We start from the raw sequence: 22,807 nt of genomic DNA, 5'->3' as shown, positions 1-22,807 counted from the left end.
AACACCTTCCGCGCCTTCAACCCCACCCAAGCAGAAGAAACCTACTCCATGGTGACAGCAAACCGTTTCTGGTCACAGATTTTCGGGATTGCTTTCTCCAACAAACGCTGGTTACACTTCTTCATGTTGTTTGTACCAGTGACAGGCTTGTGGATGAGTGCTGTCGGCATTGTCGGCTTGGCATTAAACCTGCGGGCTTATGACTTCGTCTCCCAAGAATTACGGGCGGCAGAAGACCCGGAGTTTGAAACTTTCTATACCAAAAACATTTTGCTGAACGAGGGTATCCGCGCTTGGATGGCTCCTCAAGATCAGCCCCACGAACAATTTGTATTCCCTGAGGAGGTATTACCTCGTGGTAACGCTCTCTAGTAGATCAATCGTAGGTGCTGGACGCGACCAAGAAACAAGCGGTTTTGCCTGGTGGTCTGGTAACGCTCGTCTAATTAACTTATCTGGTAAACTGCTTGGTGCTCACGTTGCCCACGCTGGTTTGATCGTCTTCTGGGCTGGAGCAATGACCTTATTTGAAGTTGCTCACTTTATCCCAGAAAAGCCCATGTATGAACAGGGCTTGATTCTTCTGCCTCACCTGGCTACCTTAGGCTGGGGCGTTGGCCCTGGTGGTGAAGTTATTGATACTTTCCCTTACTTCGTAGCTGGTGTACTCCACCTCATTTCTTCCGCAGTCTTGGGTTTTGGCGGTATCTATCATGCTGTCCGTGGCCCTGAAACCTTAGAAGAGTATTCCTCTTTCTTCGGTTACGACTGGAAAGATAAGAACAAGATGACCAACATCATCGGCTTCCACCTCATCATTTTGGGTTGTGGCGCTCTGTTGTTGGTGCTCAAGGCAATGTTCTTCGGTGGTGTCTATGACACTTGGGCCCCTGGTGGTGGTGATGTTCGTGTCATTACTAACCCCACCCTCAACCCTGCGGTTATCTTCGGCTATCTGATCAAAGCTCCTTTTGGTGGCGAAGGTTGGATTGTTAGCGTTGATAACTTAGAAGATGTCATTGGCGGTCACATCTGGATTGCCTTAATTTGTATTTCTGGTGGTATCTGGCACATCTTCACCAAGCCTTTTGCATGGGCCCGTCGCGCCTTCATCTGGTCTGGAGAAGCTTACCTATCCTACAGCTTAGGTGCCTTGTCCTTGATGGGCTTCATTGCTTCCGTCATGGTTTGGTACAACAACACTGTTTACCCCAGTGAATTCTTCGGTCCTACAGGCCCTGAAGCTTCTCAAGCTCAAGCTTTAACCTTCTTGATTCGTGACCAACGCTTAGGTGCTAACGTTGGTTCTGCTCAAGGCCCCACTGGTCTGGGTAAATACTTGATGCGCTCTCCCACAGGTGAAATCATCTTCGGTGGTGAAACCATGCGCTTCTGGGACTTCCGTGGCCCTTGGTTAGAGCCTCTACGTGGACCTAACGGTCTTGATTTGGACAAAATCAAGAACGATATTCAGCCTTGGCAAGCTCGTCGTGCCGCTGAATACATGACTCACGCTCCTTTGGGTTCTTTGAACTCTGTAGGTGGTGTGGCTACCGAAATTAACTCTTTCAACTACGTATCTCCTCGCGCGTGGTTGGCATGTTCTCACTTTGTATTAGGTTTCTTCTTCTTAGTTGGTCACCTGTGGCACGCAGGTCGCGCTCGTGCTGCTGCTGGCGGCTTTGAAAAAGGTATCGACCGTGAGAACGAACCAGTAATGTTTATGAATGACCTCGACTAGGATTTTCTAGTTGGATTTCATTGCTGATAATCAATTTTTTGGCTCTTGCTACTCAGCAGGAGCTTTTTTTATGATTGGACATATCTATGTAAAAAGGCTTTTAGCACTGTCACCCCGTTCGCGGAGCGTGGCGTTAGCCATAGGGGTGCGCCAGTCGCTCATGGGGGAAACCCCCAAGACCGCGCTGCTTACCTGTCAACTGTCACCTGTTACCTGGTACAGCTTCACCTACTCCTTCGCGGAATACAGTAGGATAGAGATCCTGAATAAAAATTTGTGTGATTTTTTATGTCTGCTACCCCCCTTGTGTCTCAAGTAGATGCTGCCAAAACGGAAAAATCAGAACTAGTTCCGCCTCTGCTTGGTGCTTCGGTGGCTGAGTTAACTGCTTGGGTACAGGAACAGGGACAACCTGCCTATCGGGGTAAGCAATTGCATGATTGGATTTATCATCAGGGAGTAAAGTCCTTGGCTGATATTTCTGTATTTCCAAAAAGTTGGCGTGCAAAAGTAGCGGATATCCCTGTTGGTCGTTCAACTATACACTATCGTTCTGTGGCTGCTGATGGGACTGTTAAATATCTTCTCCAACTGGCAGATGGGCAAATTGTGGAAACTGTGGGTATACCCAGCGAGAAACGGCTGACAGTTTGCGTTTCTACCCAAGTTGGTTGTCCCATGGCTTGTGATTTCTGTGCAACGGGAAAGGGTGGTTATAAGCGGAATTTGAGTCGTGCAGAAATTGTCGATCAGGTGTTAACTGTACAAGAAGATTTTCAAGAACGAGTCAGCAATGTAGTGTTTATGGGAATGGGGGAACCGTTGCTGAATACGGAAAATGTCATCTCTGCAATTAAGTGTTTGAATCAAGATGTGGGAATTGGGCAGCGATCGCTTACTGTATCTACTGTAGGAATACGCGATCGCATTCGTCAATTAGCCCAACAACATTTGCAAGTGACTTTGGCAGTCAGTCTCCATGCACCTAATCAAGCACTCAGAGAAAAACTCATTCCTAGTGCTAAACCCTACCCCATCGAAGATTTACTAGATGAATGTCGAGAATATGTAGAAATTACTGGTCGTAGAGTCACCTTTGAATATATCCTTTTGGCTGGAGTTAATGACTTACCAGAACATGCTTTGCAACTAGCAAAACAGGTGCGCGGATTTCAAAGTCATGTTAATTTGATTCCCTACAACCCAATTCAGGAAGTAGATTATCAAAGACCAAATCGCGATCGCATCGAAAGTTTTGTCAAAGTTCTCAAACAACAACAAGTAGCGGTGAGCGTCCGTTATTCACGTGGTTTAGAAGCTGATGCTGCTTGTGGACAACTGCGGTCTAATAAAATTAATACCTGATTTGGAAAAAATTCTCACACCTGAAAAAACACTAGCTAATCCTGAATTGCTGGTTTGTACTGTTAGTTGACCTGAAGATTAACCTGACTAATTTATTGCTAAACAATTAATTTCACAATTTAACGACGTGCTGCTGCGATGCCAGGAGCATAAGCTTCTATCACTCTACCACTACGAGTGCAGCTAATCATCAAATAGTCACAGCTTGGACATTGGGTTCTAGTGATGTGGCTATCATCAATATAGTGACGTTCAGCTGCACTGCCACAATTAGGACAGTGAATTTTTTGTCTTAGTTGCATATTAAAATCCCTGGATTGAATGATTTGGTAGGAAAATCACTAAAATTGGTAGACAAATTGCGGCTAACAAGCCTTAGATATCAGTTGCTGACTGACTAATTGTGGATACTGAAAATGAAGACTTGGTGAGTGTAGTCTGTTCAACTACTATGGTAATTTTCTGAGTGATTACTGTCACTGGTTATATATATAAATTTACTATAACAGTAATTTTGGTTGTGGTTAACTCTGATCCCTATATTTTAATCTTGGAAATCTCCTTGTTTATCCTTAGTTTCAAAAAAAGTGCGTTTTTGTATTCAACAGTTACCAAGAGATAAAAACTGTAGTAAATGTAACAAAAATTTTGCTCTTAAAGTTTAATTAAGGTTTGTCAGCTTTATCAATCTGCTATCAAGCCCCATTGATCCACTGTTTAATAAATATAAAATTCTAAAGAATTTAGGACTTACGCACAGGTCAAGAAAGAATGAACCACTTATCCCTAAAGCGTTCGCGCAGCGTCCCGTAGGGATAGGAAACAAAGTTTCAGAGATATTTTGCGTAATTCCTGGAATTAATTAACAGGGTCAGGACTTACCCATCGGCTAAGAAAAATATGGGTTTGAGATTGCTTCCCTACGGTCGCAATGACTAAAATACGTTAATATTGCGTAATTTCTCAGAATATGTAAGGAGCTATTAAAAAAATGTGATATTTGCATAAATTTTAACCAGAGCAAATTACAATTAACTATTTTTTTGTGAGTTAGTATTCTGGAAAAATTTGCATAATTTTCATATTGAATTTAATTACCTGACTTCAAAGATATTTTTAAAACAACTGGTCATAATATTGCATTGTGAATATTTAACAAACTTTTCCAATTTTGGCAATAATCAATCAGTTTTTTATTTGCTAATCTAGTATTTGGTAATGGTTAATGAGAAATGGGAAATGGGTGAGAGGTAATAGTCTTTGCTATTTATCAATTGCCCATTATTTTTATTGCCTCTGGATGCCTAAATATTAAAATTGATGATGTTGCAGCTTGAAAATATCTCTGCATAGCAAAGAATCACTCTTTTCTAGAGAAATATTGGTTTGCAAATAATCCTTGACCCACTTACAACCGGATTTGATCAAGTCAAGATGGAGGATTTGCTGTAAATTCCACAATACAACTGTCTGGTCATCGCTACCAGAAGCAATCATGGGAAAATGGGGATGAAATGCCACATTGCGTACACCTGAAATATGACCGTTGAGAGTAGTAATTAAGGTGCCATCTCGATGCCAGATTTTTACAGATTCATCAATGCTACCTGTGGCAATTATTTGACCATCAGGACTAAAGGCAATTCCCCACACAGCAGCAGTATGACCTGTCAAGGTTTTCAACAACTTGCCATCCCTAGTCCAAAGCTTGATGGTGGTATCTCCACTGCCGGAAGCTAGGGTTTTGCCATCAGGACTAAAAGCCACTTTCCAAACGGCGGAATCATGGTCTTTGAGTATATGTAAAAGTTTGCCTTCTTGATTCCATAAGCGAACGGTACCATCATTGCTGGCAGAGGCGAGGATTTTGCCATCTGGGCTAAATTGAATATTCCAAATGGCGACATCATGAGCTTTCCAAGTTTTGAGAAGTTTACCGTCAGCTTGCCAGAGGAAGATATTACCACCTACATCACTAGAAGCCAAAGTGTTATTTTTCAGATTCCAAGAAACCGATAACACAGTGGTCTGATGTCCTTCTAGACTCCTAACTAAAGTACCGTCTGGTTGCCAAATTCTAATAACTTTGTCTTCTCCCGCAGACACCAGCAATTTACCAGTAGGATGCCAATGCAAATCGAACACCTCAGCATTCAGGGTTTTGATGGTGCGTAACTTGATGCCGTTGGTGTTAAAGAATTTGATAGTTTTGTCTGTTCCCGTTACAGCTAAAATTGTTCCTTGAGGGTTAAAGGCAACTGTACGAACTGTGCCGATGGAAGTGTAGAGGGTTTTCTGAAAGTTATTTTGAGTTTTCCACAGGCGAGTAATGTTTTCTGCTCCGGCTGAGGCAATATAACTACTATCTGGACTGAAAGCTATACCCCAAATTATAGCGTTATGCCCTCTCAAGGTAGTAATTAAGCTACCATCCCGATTCCACAACTTGATGGTTTTATCCCAACTGGCTGTAGCAAAGGTTTTACCATCAGGGCTAAAGGCTAGTCGGTAAATGGCAGCATCGTGACCGCTGGGTATGGTTTGTAATATTTTACCTTCTTGGTTCCAGATGTTGATATTGGCATCGGCACTACCAGAAATAAGCAATTTACCGTCAGGACTAAAGGCTAGTGCCTGTACTGGGGTATTATGTCCTTCTAATATCATTTTTAATGTGCCGTCGCGGTTCCAGAGTTTAATGCGATTATCTGCACAGCCAGCAACTATGGTTTGACCATCAGGACTAAAGGTAATATCTCTAATTCCTGTAGTTTCTGACGGAATTTTGTGTAATAGCTTACCCTCTCGACTCCAGATTTGCAGGGTGTTAACTCCCCCAGAGATGATGGTGGAACTATCGGGACTAAAATCCATAGTCCAAATACCGGCACTTTTAGTAGGTATGGTTTTGAGTAATGTACCATCTCGTTTCCAGAGTTTGATGGTGGTGTCATCTCCAGCAGAGGCGATAATTTCTCCATCTGGACTGAATTTAACAACTCGCACTATTGATTGATGTCCTGTTAGGGTTTTGATGAGAGTACCGTCTGGTTTCCAGAGTTTGATGGTTTTATCTACACCTGCTGTTGCTATTTCTTTGCCGTCGGGACTGATGTGAACGGCTAAAACGGCGGCTTTGTGTCCTGTCAAATGGTTATATTCTTGAATAGTCAAGACTACTTTTTGCAAGGCAGAATCAACTTGTGCTGCTAGTTTCTTGTCTTCATGTTGAAGATGTTGGAGTCGTTCTTTGCCTTTAATGGCTTGGAGGAGGGCATCAAAGGCTTTATTAGAGGCATATAGAGCTTCTGAGGAAAGGGCGATCGCTCTCACTTCACTAATTGCTGTTTGTTGATATTGGTTGTAAGCTACAAGTCCTAGAGCGATCGCTACCACCATCATCACGCTGACTATTCCCAGCATCATCCGCTGTCTTCTCAAGTGCCGCAGTTGTTCTACAGAACGCTTGCGTTCGATTTCTAGTCTTGCTTCTACTTCTTGTAATCGTTCTGCTTCCAGTTTTTTCTGTACTTCCTGTCTTTCTAATTCTTGACTAGCTGCCAAAAAGCGATAATCTAAATCACTTAAACTTTTGCCCTGGGCCCATCTGAGCACTTCCTGTAAAGCCTGTCCCCGTAGCAACCAGGATTCATCTGTATACCCTGATGTGATCCAAGCATTGATGGCTTGGGAGTAGGGACGTAAATTTGCTAATTGTTTCCCAACCCAATCTAAGTTGAAAATTTGCTGATAAATCGGGTTTTTAATTTGCAGTCGTCCTGCTCTTTTTTCTACTAATCCTGTGAGTACCAATTCTGTTTGTTCTGGGCTATCATCTGTGGTTATGCCCGCTCCTTCAGTCTCCAGGGGACTTCGCAACAGAATTTGTTGATATATACCCAGTAATCGACCAATCTTTTGTTCACTATAAAGTAAGCGATCGCGGATGGTTTTCAAATGCTCTGGCTCATCTTGACTTTCCCAATTGTCCAGAATGTAAGTTTTTACTAGTTGATCAACGGCAATGCTCCTCATAGATGAATAACTACGGACAATTTTACACAACCTTTGGGTTAAAAATGGTTGTCCTCCTGTCCAATCTAAAATACACGCTAATACCGAATTCGGGTCAGGTACAACATCTGCTAATCCTGGTAATAATGGTGTAGCTTCGTGGAATTGAAAGCCTTTTAGTTCTATGGCTTGTCCTACATTAAAAGGAGTACGAGTGGCATCAGAAATTAAATCTGCGGGTGTGGCTACACCAAATAAAGCAAATGTCAGACGCTGATATTCTGGTTGTTCCGCACGGCGATTATAACAGGCTCTAATTAAAGCGAAAAAATCATCGGTGGAAAAATTGAGGTTGAGCACACTGTCAATTTCATCAATAAAAATGACAATAGGGTCACAAATCTGCGGTAAAAGTACAGTGTCAATAAAATCACTTAACCGATTGACAACAGAAAGATGAGAGCGATCGCGCCACCAACTTAACAAATGCAGATTTAAGCGAAAATTCTTGATCAACAGCCCCAAAATAGAAGCATACCAATGTTCTGGTGTTACTTCTTTTGTGCCAATTGCCGTAATATCAATTACTCCACAACGCACTCCCTCAGCTTGCAGACGGTGAGTTGTCTGGACACGCAAGCTTGATTTACCCATTTGCCGTGCATTAAATACATAACAAAATTCTCCACTCATCAATCCCTGAAACAGCATTTCATCAGCTTCTCTATGGACATAAGTAGAAGCATTAACTGGTAAACTACCACCAACTTGATAAAAGGGATGGGAATTAGAGTAAGTGAGCATAAACCCAGTTAAAAATTAATCATTGAAAATATCATCAACACTGTTTATCTATCCTTCTATTCCTGTTTTTGATGCTTTTTGATTATCTACTTCAAAACTTGGCTAAAATATTTTTGATACAAATGACAACTGGGAATTGCAAATTGATTGTGAAAACGAATTAATCCCACACCTTGTAATTTAAAAGCTTTGCTGGGATGTAGTTCAATGCCCTGGGGAGAAATGACTACTTGCTCCATGGCTGCTTTTAAATGGGGATGTTGTTCTAAGTATCCCAGTTGTTGACGCAAATGACTATGAAAAATATTCTCTGGTGTGGTGATATTTGCTAGTAATTGGTCTAAATTTACTAGTTTTTGACTGAGGTGAAATAAAGCTAATTGTGTTAAGTAAGGATTACCACCAACTATGTTGATTAACTTCTGAGCATAATCTTCTGGTGGTTTTAGTCCATAGCGAATAGCCAGTTCTTCCACCTGTTCTTGAGTAAATGCTGGTAATTCAATCACTAATCCTACATTGAAGGGTGATTGATGGATATTTAATGGTAAAAAAACCTCGGTTGAATAGACAATTACGAGCCGTAATCTTTGCCATATTTCGCTAGTACCTGTGCTGTGTCTGGCATGTTCGTACCACGCTCGTAGCATTCCAAAAAAATCCGTTGCCAAGTCTTGATGACTAAACAAAACGTTGACTTCATCTAATACTAACAATAGGGGACTCTCAGATGTAGATAGTAGGTAGCTCTCGAAATAGTCAGTACAGCTATAGTTACTGCCAAATAAAGGATGCCAAAATTCATCAAGACGGTGGGGTAAGCCTAAGCTACGACTAACCATGACACATAGCCACTGGAGAAATTGATTTAAACTGCCCAGAACTTGACTATCTGCTAGTTGCAAACTCACAACTGCTGTACGATATCCATATTCCTGCCCTTGGCTTAAGCCTTTAGCGATAAGGGATGTTTTACCAAATTGTCGAGAAGCGCGTATACGAATTAGAGCGCCTGGTTGAAAGATTTCCCGCAGAAATAGTTTTTCTGCTGGGGGACGATAAAGATAAAAGGGTGAATCTAGGGGCAGTTGCCCTTTGAGAGGGGCTTGTAATAAGCCTGTGAGGACTGCTTGACCAGTATTTTGGTCTGGTTCTTGCCGGATAAAGTCATCTTCTTCTAAAGACAGTCCAAAGGCTTGAAAGTATATGACTAGAGTGGGGCTGTCAATGGGAGTGAGACGACGACGGACTTTAGTTAAAGTTTTGGTGCTGATGCCAGTGCGATCGCTTAATTGTTCCAAAGTATAATGATTACCACCATTATCTCGCGCTGCTGATAATTGTTCTGCTGCTTGTAACCTTTGCCAGCCTTGAGAACTGAGAATTACTCCTCTTCTACGTTTTTGGGATGAGGATTGTGCAAATAAATCGTCAGGGGAAATCACACGCAATACTACGGACAGTGTTTGTCCAAATTAAACTCTCCAGTAGCTGATTTTATCAATATTTCTGGCAATTAAATAAAATTCCTCTCTCCATCGTTAAGTTACCTGCTTAAAGTTCCATCAGGGATGGTATTTTGGTGTTAGTAATGTAAAAATTTATTTAATTCGGTCAATATTACACTTAGTTTTTATTGATGGTATTTACCTAGTGTAGGTTGGGTAAACTATGCTATTAGCTATAGCTTTTCTATTGATGATAGCAATTTAACAATATGCACATAATGTTGGCATTGTTTCCAAACATCAATAATATTTTTGCTTTTAATTATTATATACCCCATGGACATTGCTATCTGTGGCAAACTCCTTTAGTGGGGTTACATTTGATTAGCGATGCCCTGATTGCGATCGCTTATTTCTCCATTCCTGCCATGTTGATTTATTTTGTCAATAAGCGGGATGATATTCCTTTTTCTAATGTCTTTATTTTATTTGGTGCCTTTATTGTTCTGTGTGGTGCTGGACACCTGCTTGATATTTGGACTCTCTGGCATCCAGACTACTGGATTTCCGGGATTGAAAGGGCGTTGACGGCTTTAGTTTCTTGTTATACGGCTTTACAGCTAGTAGAATTACTACCGCAGTTTTTAGCTTTACAAACACCTGAGCAATTAGAAGCGATCAACAAAGAATTACAAAAGCAAATAGTAGAACGGCAACAGGCAGAGGAGACCCTACAAACCATTGTATCGGGTACAGCGGCTGTCACTGGGGATGAATTTTTTCCAGCTTTGGTACAGAATCTGGCCACGGCTTTGCAAGTTTCCTATGCAATTGTGTTTGAAACAGTTGATCAATCCTTGCAAAGGCTAAGAAGTATTAAAGTTTGGTCTATAGATCATTTAGCAGAAAACTTTGAATATGAGTTAATTAACACTCCTTGCCAGGATGTCGTACAACAGAATATGTTGTGTGTCTATTCTGATCACTTACCTGAATATTTTCCCGGTAACGGATTAATTGAACAGTTGGGGGCAAGAAGTTATGTAGGTGTTCCCTTGGTTGATATTAACCAGAATGTGATTGGTAATCTGTGTATTATTGATGTTAAACCCTTTATAGCCAGCGATCGCCACAAAGACCTCCTAAAAGTTTTTGCAGCCAGGGCTTCAGCTGAACTACAGCGTAAATGGGCAGAAGCAGAAAAACGCCAAGCTTATCAAGACCTAGAATTTCGGGTTGAAGAACGTACTGCGGCATTGATGGCAGCAAACACTGCCCTAGAGGCAGAAATTCGCGAACGCATTGCCACAGAGGCAGCAATGAGGGTGATGGCAGAACGCGAAAAGGCAATCAATAGTGTGATTCTGCGAATGCGGCAAACCCTCAATCTAGAATCTATATTTAATGCCACTACCTCAGAATTACGCCAAACCATTAAATGCGATCGCGTTTTAATTTATCGTTTCCAACCAGATTGGAGTGGAGAATTAGTATCTGAATCTGTGGCCGACAACTGGAGTATGTTGTTACCTGCACGGGCTAATGATGCCACACTGACTCAAATCACCGTTAATCAACCTGATTGTGTCACCACTCAACTCAATAGTTCAGATATTCTGGGCAGTGATACCTATTTACAGGAAAGCCAAGGTGGTATTTATCGCCAAAAAAACACTTATTGTTGTGTAAACGATATCTACACCAGAAATTTTGATCCTTGCTATCTCAATCTTCTGGAACAACTACAAGCACGGGCTTATGTAATTGCACCCATCTTCTGTGGTCAAAAACTCTGGGGTTTGTTAGCTGTATATCAAAATGGCAGTCCCCGACAATGGCAAGAAGCAGAAATAAATATTGTTTCCCAAATTGGGAATCAATTGGGAGTAGCAGTACAACAAGCCGAATTATTTGCTCAAACTCAACAACAAGCGGAAGAACTCAAACGGGCAAAAGAAAATGCTGATGCTGCTAGTCGAGCAAAAAGCGAATTTTTAGCCAATATGAGCCATGAACTGCGTACCCCACTCAACGCCATCCTGGGTTTTACCCAATTGATGCAGCAAGATAAATCCCTCCAGGCTGATCATCAAGAGTATATAGAAATCATTAATCAAAGTGGTGAACACCTTCTGGCACTGATTAACGATGTTCTGGAAATGTCCAAAATCGAAGCTGGTAGGGTTCAACTCTTGGAAACAGAGTTTGATTTACACCAGTTGCTTTGCTCTCTAGAAGCCATGCTGCAACTCAAAGCACAATCTAAGGGTTTAAAACTTAGTTTTGATTGTGACTTGACTGTACCTCAGTATATTAAAACCGATGAGAACAAATTGCGTCAGGTGTTAATCAATCTCTTAGGAAATGCCATCAAATTTACTGACCACGGCAGTGTGACTATGCGGGTGACTAATGTCTTGGCCCTACCAGATGCAGAGGAACAAGAAAACCCAGCAGCAGTAACAATATCTTCTCCCACTCTCTACTTTGAAGTTGAAGACACAGGTCATGGAATTGCACCAGAAGAGCTAGGAGATTTGTTTCAAGCCTTTCATCAAACAAGGGCTGGCGTTAAATCCAAGGAAGGCACAGGTTTAGGATTACGTATCAGCCAGAAATTTGTGCAATTGATGGGTGGAGAAATTACTGTTCGTAGTCAATTAAACCAAGGTAGTTGTTTTAGTTTTTATATTCGTTACAGTTTGGCTGAAGGAGGTATGTCTACTCATACAGTCATGACTTATGGTGCGGTAAGTATCGCTGCTGGGCAAAATTATCGCATTCTGATTGTTGAGGATAATGCGGCCAATCGCTTACTACTCAGCCAACTGATGATCAAGGTAGGTTTTGAGGTGCTAGAAGCTGAAAATGGAGAAGAAGCGATCGCTTTATGGCAACAATGGCAACCACATTTGATTTTTATGGATATGCAGATGCCCGTTCTAGATGGCTATGCAGCGACTCGACAAATTCGTCAGCAAGAGAAAGAATTAACACAGCACATACAAAATCCCACTAAAATCATAGCTTTAACCGCCAGCGCCTTTGTCGAGCAGCGTCAACAAACCTTAGCCGCTGGTTGTGATGATTTCCTCAGCAAACCATTTCGCTGGGAAGAAATTCTCACTACTTTATCTAAACATCTCCAAGTTGAATATATCTATGAATCTAGTTCTAGTACAGAGATGGCTGATTCTTCTCCTCAACCAGAATTTACCCTCAATCATCACAGCTTAACAACCATGCCCCCAGAATGGATTAACCAATTAAATTTTGCTGCCGCTCAAGGCAATGATGCTAAATGTCTCAACCTCATTGCCCAAATTCCCACTGAACAAAGTTCACTCATTGCAGCTTTAACTAAACTCATTGATACATATCAATTTGATCAACTGATTAAATTGACTAAACTTAGCACCAATTAATCAACCTATGGAAAACCTGCAAAATCTATGGAATACAAACTATGAAAATATCAATTTTTATGAGACATCCTAGACCTGCATGTCATCAATAAAAATTATCTATTAACCAACAGCCATAAAACTGCTTGTAAGATATATGAAAAATGTCAAAAATAAAACTTATATGTCTTGCCGAATATGGTGCAAAGGTTATTTGATAGCTATATTTTGATCAGTCTTTGTCTTCACTATTACGCACATATATAAATAGCTAAATAAATGATTAAGCGGAGACAGCACAAGACTTTTAACTCTATCATCTGTCACCTGCCATAGTATGAATATTCAAGATGTAAAAAATGAAATTCCATCAACCACTAATCAAGTGAATATTTTAGTTGTTGATGATGTATTAGAAAATATTCGTCTTCTATCCAGCATTTTAGAACGTAATGGCTATGAAACTAGAAAAGCCATTAGTGGCTCTATGGCATTGACTACCGTTGAAGCTGCTCCACCGACTTTAATTTTACTAGATATTAAAATGCCAGATATGACTGGATATCAGGTATGTAAAGAGTTAAAATCTAACCCCAAAACAGCCCAAATACCAATTATTTTTCTCAGTGCTGCGGACGATATTAGTGATAAGATTCAAGCATTTCAAGTGGGTGGAGCCGACTATATTACCAAACCATTTCATATTGATGAAGTCTTAGCAAGGGTTAAACATCAACTAACAATCATTAAAGCTCAAAAAACAATTTCTGAACTGAATACCCAGCTAGAGAAAAGGGTGAAAGAAAGGACTCAACAGTTAGAAATTGCCAATTTGCAGTTAGCAGAAATGGCATTTCAAGATTCCCTCACTAAGTTGCCTAACCGCTCCCTATTGATGGATAAATTGTGGCAGTCCATATCCCTCCAAAAATCCAATCCTGACTATAAATTTGCTGTATTTTATTTAGATTGTGATCGCTTTAAAATTGTCAACGATTCTTTAGGTCATTTAGCAGGAGACGAGTTATTAGTTGCAGTAACTCAACGCCTCAAATCTATATTAAATAATGATATGTTCTTGGCTCGTTTAGGAGGGGATGAATTTGTAATTTTATTCAGCAAATGTACTGAAATAGACTCAGTTATTCAAGTTGCAGAAATCATTTCTCAGAGCTTTGCCCATCCGTTTTATCTCAGAGAAAGAGAAATTTTCCTCTCCTTTAGTATAGGGATTGTCAGTGACTGCGGCAATTATGCTGATCCTGAAACTTTACTGCGAGATGCCGATATAGCCATGTATCAGGCTAAATCTTTGGGTAAAGACCAATATCAAATTTTTGTTCCACACATGTACCAAAAAGCTTACCAAAGGTTACAGATAGAAACTGACCTCAGGCAAGCTATTCAACAACGAGCATTTATTCTTTATTATCAACCGATAATTGATTTAATTACAGGCAATGTAATAGGTGCAGAAGCTTTAATTCGCTGGCAACATCCTACTCAAGGGTGGATTAGTCCCGCAGATTTTATTCCTATTGCTGAAGAAACAGGATTAATATTAAAATTAGGAAATTGGACAATCAAACAAGCCTGTCATCAACTGCATCTCTGGCAACAAAATAATATTGTTGATTCATCTTTTTCTATAAGTGTCAATTTATCTGCATACCAATTTGCCCACTCTAATTTACTTGAGCAAATAGATGCAATTTTAGCAGAAACACAAATTTCACCACAATGTTTAAAATTAGAAATTACAGAGACAGCTATTATGGAAAATGTTGACGCTGCTGCTCAAGTTATTGCCAGTTTACGTCAGCGAAATATTCAGTTGAGCATTGATGATTTTGGGACAGGTTATTCATCCCTGAGTTACTTACATTCATTTCCTGTTGATAACCTTAAAATTGATAAGTCATTTGTGCAGCGAGTCAACGATAAATCTGACAGTTTTGGTCTTGTAAATGCAATTGTGCAAATTGCCAAAACTATGGGTATGAAAATTATTGCAGAAGGTATTGAAACAGACAATCAATTAGAACAATTAAAATTATTAGATTGTCAATTTGGCCAAGGATATTTGTTTTCTAAGCCATTAGATGTTGAGGAGATGACTAAATTCATGGCTAGTTTCAGAAAGGCATAGATATTATCTGTTGACTAGGATAATTTTATACATATTTTCTATGTAATTTTTTGATTCACTAGTTAATTTCTCAATTAAACTAGAATTTTTTCCAATTTTTAGCATTCATTCACAAAAAATAACCCTCATATAATTATCATGGATATACCAAACGAAAATTTTTTAGCAGACATTCTCATTGTTGATGATAAACTTGAGAATATTCGATTTTTATCTGATTTTTTATCTCAGCAAAATTATCAAATTCGCAAAGCAATTAATGGACAAGCAGCCTTAACAGCTATTGAGGCAATTCCCCCCGATTTAGTCCTTCTCGATATTAATATGCCTATCCTGGGAGGATATGAGGTATGTGAGGCTTTAAAAAAAGACCCAAAGACAAATTCAATTCCTATTATTTTTTTGAGTGCTGGTAATGAAGTCGTTGATAAAGTCAAAGCCTTTCAAGTAGGAGGTGTTGACTACATTACCAAACCATTCTATTTAGAAGAAGTTTTAGTGAGAATTCAAACTCATTTAAAAATCAAACAACTGCAAAAAGAATTAGAAAGTCGGAATAATCAATTAGAAAAAACACTATTAACATTACAAAATACTCAAGCTGAACTAGTTCAAAAAGAAAAATTAGTTAACTCAAGTAGAATTGTTGCTGGTATTTCCCATGAAATTAACAATCCCCTGAGCTTTATTGTAGGTAACATTAATCCTGCTTCTGAATATAGCCAACATTTGATTAAGCTAATTCAAAATTATCAACAAGCATTTCCTGATGCTACTCCAGAGATTAAAAATATCATTAAAGATATTGATCTCGATTTTGTGATTACAGATTTCACAAGAATTATGAAGTCTATGCACAGAGGAGCAGAAAGAATTCATTCAGTGATTCAAGCTTTACATATATTCTCACGTCTTGATAAATCTGGTATTAATAATTTTGATATTCATGAGAATATAGATAGTGTGCTCAAAATCATTAATCATCAACTAATTTTAAAAGCAGGTGACCATCAAATTTCAATTATTAAAGAATATACAGATATACCTAACTTGATAGGTTATCCTAATTTATTTAATCAAGTATTAGTGAATATTTTCCAAAATGCTATTGATGCCCTAGAAATGAAACTTAATACTAATGTTGATAGCTCATTTAAACCTACAATTTGCATTAGTACATATGTGAATGATTACCATCAAGTTTGTATTAGTATTAAAGACAATGGTATAGGTATTTTAGAAGAAAATCAAGCTCATATATTCGAGCCTTTTTTTACTACCAAAGTAGTAGGCAAGGGTGCTGGATTGGGTTTATTTACTAGCCACCAAGTGATTACGGATCTTCACAAAGGTAGTTTGATTTATAAAAACTGCCCTGAAGGGGGGGCTGAATTTATAATTACAGTTCCTATCAGAAAATACTTTCGATAGGTTGCATAGTGATTTATGTGGACAATACTACTTACAGCAGATTTAGATAAAGCTGCATAAAATTAATAATTGAACGCAGATAAACACAGATACTATAGATATCTGGTGAAAATGAATGTAGAGACGTTCCGGTGGAACGTCTTGACAAGGGTTTGAAAATAAAAATTAAATCCACAACCGCTTGGGCTGACAGTTTACACACCATTGTCTATACCCATCTAGCAATCATCATGCTGCAAATTGGTATAAATCGTTGCCTGGCTTCTCATCCTCACAAGTTCCTCAAGTTTTCAGTTTAGTTTCTAGATATAAGTTGGCTAGTGATGACATGAAAACTAGAATCTCTGCAACCATAGACGGCAATGAAGCTGTTGCGCTGGTTGTCTATCAACTAAACGAAGTCATTGCAATTTATCCTATTACTCCATCTTCACCAATGGCTGAATGGGCAGATGCTTGGGCCAGTGAAGGAAAACCAAATATTTGGGGCAGTGTTCCCTCGGTGGTACAGTTACAAAGTGAGGGAGGAGTTGCTGGGGCTGTACATGGGGCACTGCAAACGGGTTCGCTGACGACAACATTTACAGCCTCTCAGGGACTAATGTTGATGCTCCCCAATATGTACAAGATTGCGGGAGAACTTACACCTACAGTATTTCATATTGCGGCGCGATCGCTCGCGGCTCAGGCTTTATCTATTTTCGGTGACCACAGTGATGTCATGGCAGCTAGGAGTACAGGCTTTGCCATGCTGTGTGCAGCTTCTGTCCAAGAAGCCCATGATTTTGCCCTGATTTCTACACGGGCAACTTTAGAATCACGTATACCTTTTTTACACTTTTTTGATGGTTTCCGCACTTCTCACGAAGTCGATAAAGTAGAAATATTAACAACAGAAGACTTACAAAAATTCATCCCAATAGAATTAGTAATTGCCCATCGTTCACGGGCTTTAACTCCTGACCGTCCAGTGTTACGGGGGACAGCCCAAAATCCTGATGTTTATTTCCAAGCGAGGGAAACAGTTAACCCATTTTATTTAGCTTGTCCAGATGTCACTCAACGGGTAATGGATGAATTCGCTCAAATGACAGGGCGACAATATCAATTATTTGAATATCACGGACATCCAGAAGCAGAAAGTATCATTATTCTCATGGGTTCTGGTTGTGAAACAGTTCATGAAACAGTAGATTATCTGAATCGAAAAGGGGAAAAAGTTGGTGTAGTTAAAGTTAGATTATATCGACCCTTTGATAGCCAAAGATTGATAAATGCTTTACCCAAAACTACCCGCAATATTGCTGTTTTAGACCGGACAAAGGAACCAGGGGCAATTGGTGAACCTTTGTACACCGATGTAGTCACAGCCTTAGCAGAAAATCAACTCAACCACATTCAAGTTGTGGGTGGTAGGTATGGTTTATCTTCTAAGGAATTTACACCAGCAATGGTGAAGGCTGTATTTGATAATTTGGCTGAACCAACACCAAAGAATCATTTTACAGTTGGGATTAACGATGATGTTACCCACACCAGCCTAGAATTTGATGCCGAATTCAATATTGAACCAGATAATATTGTCAGAGCAATTTTCTATGGCTTAGGTGCTGATGGTACAGTTGGGGCAAATAAGAATTCTATCAAAATTATTGGCGAGGATACTGATAATTTTGCTCAAGGTTATTTTGTCTACGACTCGAAAAAATCTGGTTCTGTTACCGTTTCCCATTTACGGTTTGGTAATCAACCCATTCGTTCCACTTATTTAATTACCAAAGCCAACTTTGTTGCTTGTCATCAATGGGAGTTTGTGGAAAAATTCCCGATGTTGAAAGATATAATTCCTGGTGGCACATTCTTATTGAATGCACCCTATGACAAAGATGAAGTTTGGCAACGCTTACCTGCTGATCTGCAAACAGAGATTATCAACAAAAATCTCAAATTCTATGTAATTAACGCCTATAAAGTCGCCCGTGAAGCAGGAATGGGCGGACATATCAATACAGTGATGCAGGTTTGTTTCTTTGCTGTATCCGGTGTTTTACCAAGGGAAGAAGCAATAGAACAAATTAAAAAATCTATTCGCAAAACCTATGGGAAAAAAGGTGAAGACATTGTCCAAATGAATATCCAAGCAGTTGATAAAACCTTGGATAATCTTTACGAAATCACACCTAAAGAACAGAACTATCCCCTGTCACCCCTTTGGGGTTCACCAGTCGCTCATGGGGGAAACCCCCAAGACCGCGCTGGCTCACCTGTCACCTGTCACCTGTCACCTATTCCAGATACCGCACCTGCCTTTGTGCGGAATGTCTTGGGTAAAATGATTGCCCGTGAGGGTGATGATTTACCTGTGAGTGCCTTACCTGTGGATGGTACATATCCTACAGGTACATCCAAGTGGGAAAAACGCAATATTGCCCAAGAAATCCCTGTTTGGGACCCGAATGTCTGCATTCAGTGCGGTAAGTGTGTGATGGTATGTCCCCACAGTGTCATCCGCAGCAAGGTATATGAACCAGAACAATTAGAAACTGCACCGTCTACATTTAAGAGTGCCAATGCGAAAGAACATGATTGGCACGGGTTAAAGTTTACAATTCAAGTAGCGGCAGAAGATTGTACTGGATGTGCTTTGTGTGTTGATGTCTGTCCTGCTAAGAATAAGGCAGAACCACGGAAAAAAGCCATTAATATGGCCCCGCAACTGCCATTAAGGGAACAAGAACGGGAAAATTGGGACTTTTTCTTGAGTTTACCCAACCCAGACCGCCGGCATTTGCAGCTGACTCATATTAATCAACAACAAATGCAAGAACCTCTGTTTGAGTTCTCCGGTGCATGTGCAGGATGTGGAGAGACACCCTATATTAAGTTGGTAACACAATTATTTGGCGATCGCATGATCGTTGCCAACGCTACCGGTTGTTCATCTATCTATGGTGGTAATTTACCTACCACACCTTGGACACAAAACGCCGAAGGACGGGGGCCAGCTTGGTCTAACAGCTTATTTGAAGATAACGCCGAATTTGGTTTAGGTTTCCGGGTTTCCATCGATAAACAAGCGGAAATAGCAGCTTATTTACTCCAACAACTCGCACCTCAAATTGGTGACTCTCTCGTTACAGCTATTCTCACAGCTGAACAAAAAGACGAAGCCGATATTTACGAACAACGAGAACGGATATTTATTCTCAAACACAGATTAGACCAACTTCTCGAATCTACCACCGAACTTCATCTCAAATCTCAAATCCAAAACCTCAAATCTCTAGCTGATTATTTGGTTAGAAAAAGCGTCTGGATGATAGGTGGTGACGGTTGGGCCTATGATATCGGTTACGGTGGACTAGACCATGTAATTGCTAGTGGACGCAATATCAACATTCTCGTCCTAGATACAGAAGTTTATTCCAACACTGGTGGACAAATGTCCAAGTCTACACCCAAGGGCGCTGTAGCTAAATTTGCCGCAGGTGGTAAACCAGCAGCAAAGAAAGACTTAGGTTTAATCGCTATGACCTACGGTAACGTATATGTTGCCAGCGTGGCTATGGGTGCAAAAGATGAACACACCCTCAAAGCTTTCTTGGAAGCAGAGGCTTACGACGGGCCATCGTTGATTATTGCCTACAGCCATTGTATTGCCCACGGCATCAACATGAGTACAGCCATGCAGAACCAGAAAGCAGTTGTAGACTCTGGAAGGTGGTTACTGTATCGCTATAACCCTGACCGCGTGCAAAAGGGCGAAAACCCCTTACAGCTTGATTCCCGCACACCTCGCATCCCCGTGGAAAATTCCATGTACTTGGAAAACCGCTTTAAGATGCTGACCAAAATCAACCCAGAAACGGCTAAAAAACTTCTGCAAGAAGCGCAAGCAGATGTCAATACCCGTTGGCAAATGTATCAATATTTAGCCGCAAGGAAATTGCAAGAAAGTCAACATCAAGAACCGCAACCAGTTCAACAGAATGTTGCCGCAAATGCAACTAACAACCACAACGGTATCAAAGCTAGCACCCATTAATTGAATATGGGGCAGGGCTACAGGGGAAGAAGTAATTCTCCCCTGAACTCCTCAACTTCTGTAACTTCTGCAACTTCTGTTCGCGTAGCGTGGCGTTAGCCATACTCCTGTTCGCGCAGCGTGCCGTAGGCATACTTCTGAACTCCTGAACTCCTGAACTCCTAAACTCCTAAACTTCTTATGAATTTAACAACTAATTATCTAGGCTTAGAATTAAAATCTCCCCTGGTTCCATCAGCCTCACCATTATCAGAAAATATCGACAATATTAAATTAATGGAAGATGCTGGTGCAGCCGCCGTAGTCATGCACTCACTATTTGAAGAACAGTTAAGGTTAGAAGCTTATGAACTGCATCATCATCTCAATTATGGTACAGAAAGTTTTCCCGAAGCTTTAACTTATTTCCCTGAACCAATGAAATTTCGCATCGGGCCAGAAGAATATTTAGAACATATTCATCAAGCCACACAAAAAGTTGATATTCCTATTATTGGTAGTTTGAATGGTTCTTCTTTGGGTGGTTGGACTAATTATGCCCGTCAAATTGAACAGGCAGGAGCATCGGCTTTAGAATTAAATATTTATTATGTGCCCACAGATCCAAATTTAAGTAGTCAGGACATCGAAAAAACATATATTGATATTCTCACCGCAGTCAAAGCCGCTGTTACTATTCCTGTAGCTGTCAAACTCAGTCCTTATTTTACTAATACAGCAAGTATCGCTCAACGTTTAGACCAAGCCGGGGCTGACGGTTTAGTTTTATTTAACCGTTTTTATCAACCAGATATTAATTTGGAAAATTTAGAGGTTGAACCCCATGTATTATTAAGTACGCCCCAAGCAATGCGTTTACCCTTGCGTTGGATTGCAATTTTATATGGTCATATTCAAGGCCATCTAGCTGCAACTAGTGGCATTCACAATGCCCATGATGTAGTGAAAATGTTGATGGTGGGAGCAAATGTGACGATGCTTTGTTCGGTACTATTGCGACATGGCATTAAACATATACAGGTGATTCAAGAAGAACTAATCCGGTGGATGGAAACCCACGAATATGAATCTGTACAGCAAATGCAAGGTAGTATGAGTCAACGTAATTGCCCTAATCCTAGTTCTTTTGAACGTGCTCAATATATGAAAGCTTTGCAAACTTATAATCCTGATTGGGGCAGAAGAGTTTACACACCTTAAAGAGTTGAAATTGGGGTTATACAGAAAAGTTTTGCACAGATATAAGGGGTTAATTTCTGTCTTATGAATAAGCATAAACGGATTGGAATTCTCACGAGTGGTGGTGATTGTCCTGGGTTAAACTGTGTGATTCGTTCTGTTGTGAATCATGCTAAACTTACCTATGATTGGGAAGTTTTAGGGATTCCCTATGCCACTCAAGGTTTGCTAGAAAGACAAACTATTCCCCTGAATATGCATGGTTGGGATTTGCGGGGAATTGACCCTTTATTAAATATGGGCGGGACAATTCTTGGTAGTATTAATAAAGGCAATACTTTAGCTTGTGCGGATGAAATTTTAGCTGGTTATCAAGCTTTGGGTTTAGATGCTTTAATTGCTATTGGTGGTGATGGCAGTTTAAAAATTATTCATGAATTAGCAACTTTAGGTAATTGGAATTTAGTCGCTATTCCCAAAACCATTGACCATGATGTGGCTTTGACTGAACGTTCAATTGGTTTTGATACGGCTGTAAATACTATTGTCGATGCTATTAATCGTCTCACCTTTACGGCATCAAGTCACGATCGCGTGATGATTGTGGAAGTGATGGGACGTACCGCAGGACATTTAGCTTTACACGCGGGTATTGCTGGGGGTGCAGATATCATTCTCATCCCCGAAGTTGCCTATACTATTCAAGGTTTATGTGACCATTTAGCCCAATTACGCGATCGCTGGCACCGCAAATTTGCTATTGTAGTTGTGGCAGAAGGGGCAATGGCTGGGTTAGATGATACAGGTAGTTATAATTGCGGTTTACAAGGTTCTGACCCTGCTGCGGCTGTTACACCCAAGTGCGGAAGAGGACAGTATATTGCAGAAAAAATCGCCAGTTGCAGCCATAATTTAGTTGATACTAGAGTTTCTGTGTTAGGACATATTCAACGTGGTGGTATTCCCTCTGCCTTAGACCGTCTCACTGCTACAGTATTTGGTAAGGCTGCAATCGATTTAATCGCCCAAGAAAAGTACGATAAAATGCTAGCCTGGCAAAATGGCCAAGTTGTGAATGTTCCCATTCAAGATGTGGTAGATAAAAGTCCCTCACCAGTAGACCCTCATGGTTATCTTGTCCAAAGTGCTTGTGCTTTAGGTATTTATGTGGGGGAACAGGTGACAGGTGATAGGTGACAGGTTACAGATGACAGGTTACAGGTTACA

General features: G+C 40.3%; 11 protein-coding genes and 1 pseudogene. 9 read left to right on the top strand and 3 right to left on the bottom strand.

What is annotated here, in order from left to right; translation table 11 throughout:
* From H6G73_RS20745 to rlmN, 3 genes and pseudogenes are all read left to right on the top strand, one after another.
* Nucleotides 1–372: pseudogene (locus H6G73_RS20745) on the top strand (photosystem II D2 protein (photosystem q(a) protein)); the annotation flags it as partial.
* Nucleotides 356–1,741, top strand: a complete 1,386-nt coding sequence (psbC, locus tag H6G73_RS20740) for a photosystem II reaction center protein CP43 (RefSeq protein WP_190607912.1) — start codon at nt 356–358, stop codon at nt 1,739–1,741. The pseudogene H6G73_RS20745 and the gene psbC, both read left to right, overlap by 17 nt.
* 288 nt (nt 1,742–2,029) lie before the next feature.
* Nucleotides 2,030–3,106 carry a 23S rRNA (adenine(2503)-C(2))-methyltransferase RlmN gene (gene rlmN, locus H6G73_RS20735; protein WP_190607910.1) on the top strand — a complete coding sequence of 359 codons (1,077 nt, stop codon included), beginning with the start codon at nt 2,030–2,032 and terminating at the stop codon, nt 3,104–3,106.
* A 119-nt stretch (nt 3,107–3,225) separates the two neighbouring features.
* Here the strand turns inward: rlmN and H6G73_RS20730 are convergent, their stop codons facing one another.
* The 3 genes from H6G73_RS20730 to H6G73_RS20720 form a co-directional block, all read right to left on the bottom strand.
* Nucleotides 3,226–3,408: a replication restart DNA helicase PriA gene (locus H6G73_RS20730; protein ID WP_190607908.1), complete on the bottom strand. Its 183-nt coding sequence runs from the start codon at nt 3,406–3,408 to the stop codon at nt 3,226–3,228.
* Nucleotides 3,409–4,417: 1,009 nt separating this feature from the next.
* Nucleotides 4,418–7,924, bottom strand: coding sequence for an AAA-like domain-containing protein (locus H6G73_RS20725; RefSeq protein WP_190607906.1), 3,507 nt, complete (start codon nt 7,922–7,924; stop codon nt 4,418–4,420).
* Between the two features lie 86 nt (nt 7,925–8,010).
* Nucleotides 8,011–9,369, bottom strand: a complete 1,359-nt coding sequence (locus H6G73_RS20720; RefSeq protein WP_244997479.1) for an AAA-like domain-containing protein — start codon at nt 9,367–9,369, stop codon at nt 8,011–8,013.
* A 281-nt stretch (nt 9,370–9,650) separates the two neighbouring features.
* Between H6G73_RS20720 and H6G73_RS20715 the strand changes: the two genes are divergently transcribed.
* The 6 genes from H6G73_RS20715 to H6G73_RS20690 all read left to right on the top strand — a co-directional run bounded on the left by H6G73_RS20715 (nt 9,651) and on the right by H6G73_RS20690 (nt 22,777).
* The gene (locus tag H6G73_RS20715; protein ID WP_190607904.1) at nt 9,651–12,797 is read left to right on the top strand and encodes a GAF domain-containing protein; all 3,147 of its coding nucleotides are present in this window, start codon (nt 9,651–9,653) and stop codon (nt 12,795–12,797) included.
* 316 nt (nt 12,798–13,113) lie between these two features.
* The gene (locus H6G73_RS20710; RefSeq protein ID WP_190607903.1) at nt 13,114–14,925 is read left to right on the top strand and encodes a two-component system response regulator; all 1,812 of its coding nucleotides are present in this window, start codon (nt 13,114–13,116) and stop codon (nt 14,923–14,925) included.
* A gap of 138 nt (nt 14,926–15,063) precedes the next feature.
* The gene (locus H6G73_RS20705; RefSeq protein ID WP_190607901.1) at nt 15,064–16,356 is read left to right on the top strand and encodes a sensor histidine kinase; all 1,293 of its coding nucleotides are present in this window, start codon (nt 15,064–15,066) and stop codon (nt 16,354–16,356) included.
* Nucleotides 16,357–16,684: 328 nt separating this feature from the next.
* The gene (gene nifJ, locus H6G73_RS20700; RefSeq protein ID WP_190607899.1) at nt 16,685–20,401 is read left to right on the top strand and encodes a pyruvate:ferredoxin (flavodoxin) oxidoreductase; all 3,717 of its coding nucleotides are present in this window, start codon (nt 16,685–16,687) and stop codon (nt 20,399–20,401) included.
* A gap of 180 nt (nt 20,402–20,581) precedes the next feature.
* Complete coding sequence (locus H6G73_RS20695) at nt 20,582–21,601, top strand: dihydroorotate dehydrogenase-like protein (protein WP_190607897.1); 1,020 nt, start codon at nt 20,582–20,584, stop codon at nt 21,599–21,601.
* A gap of 63 nt (nt 21,602–21,664) precedes the next feature.
* Nucleotides 21,665–22,777: an ATP-dependent 6-phosphofructokinase gene (locus tag H6G73_RS20690; protein ID WP_190607896.1), complete on the top strand. Its 1,113-nt coding sequence runs from the start codon at nt 21,665–21,667 to the stop codon at nt 22,775–22,777.
* The last annotated feature ends 30 nt before the right edge of the window (nt 22,778–22,807 follow it).

The sequence above is a fragment of the Richelia sinica FACHB-800 genome (assembly GCF_014698825.1).
Classification (GTDB): domain Bacteria; phylum Cyanobacteriota; class Cyanobacteriia; order Cyanobacteriales; family Nostocaceae; genus FACHB-800.
The sequence above is the reverse complement of the archived record's forward strand: the minus strand, read 5'-3'. Positions and strand labels throughout refer to the sequence as shown.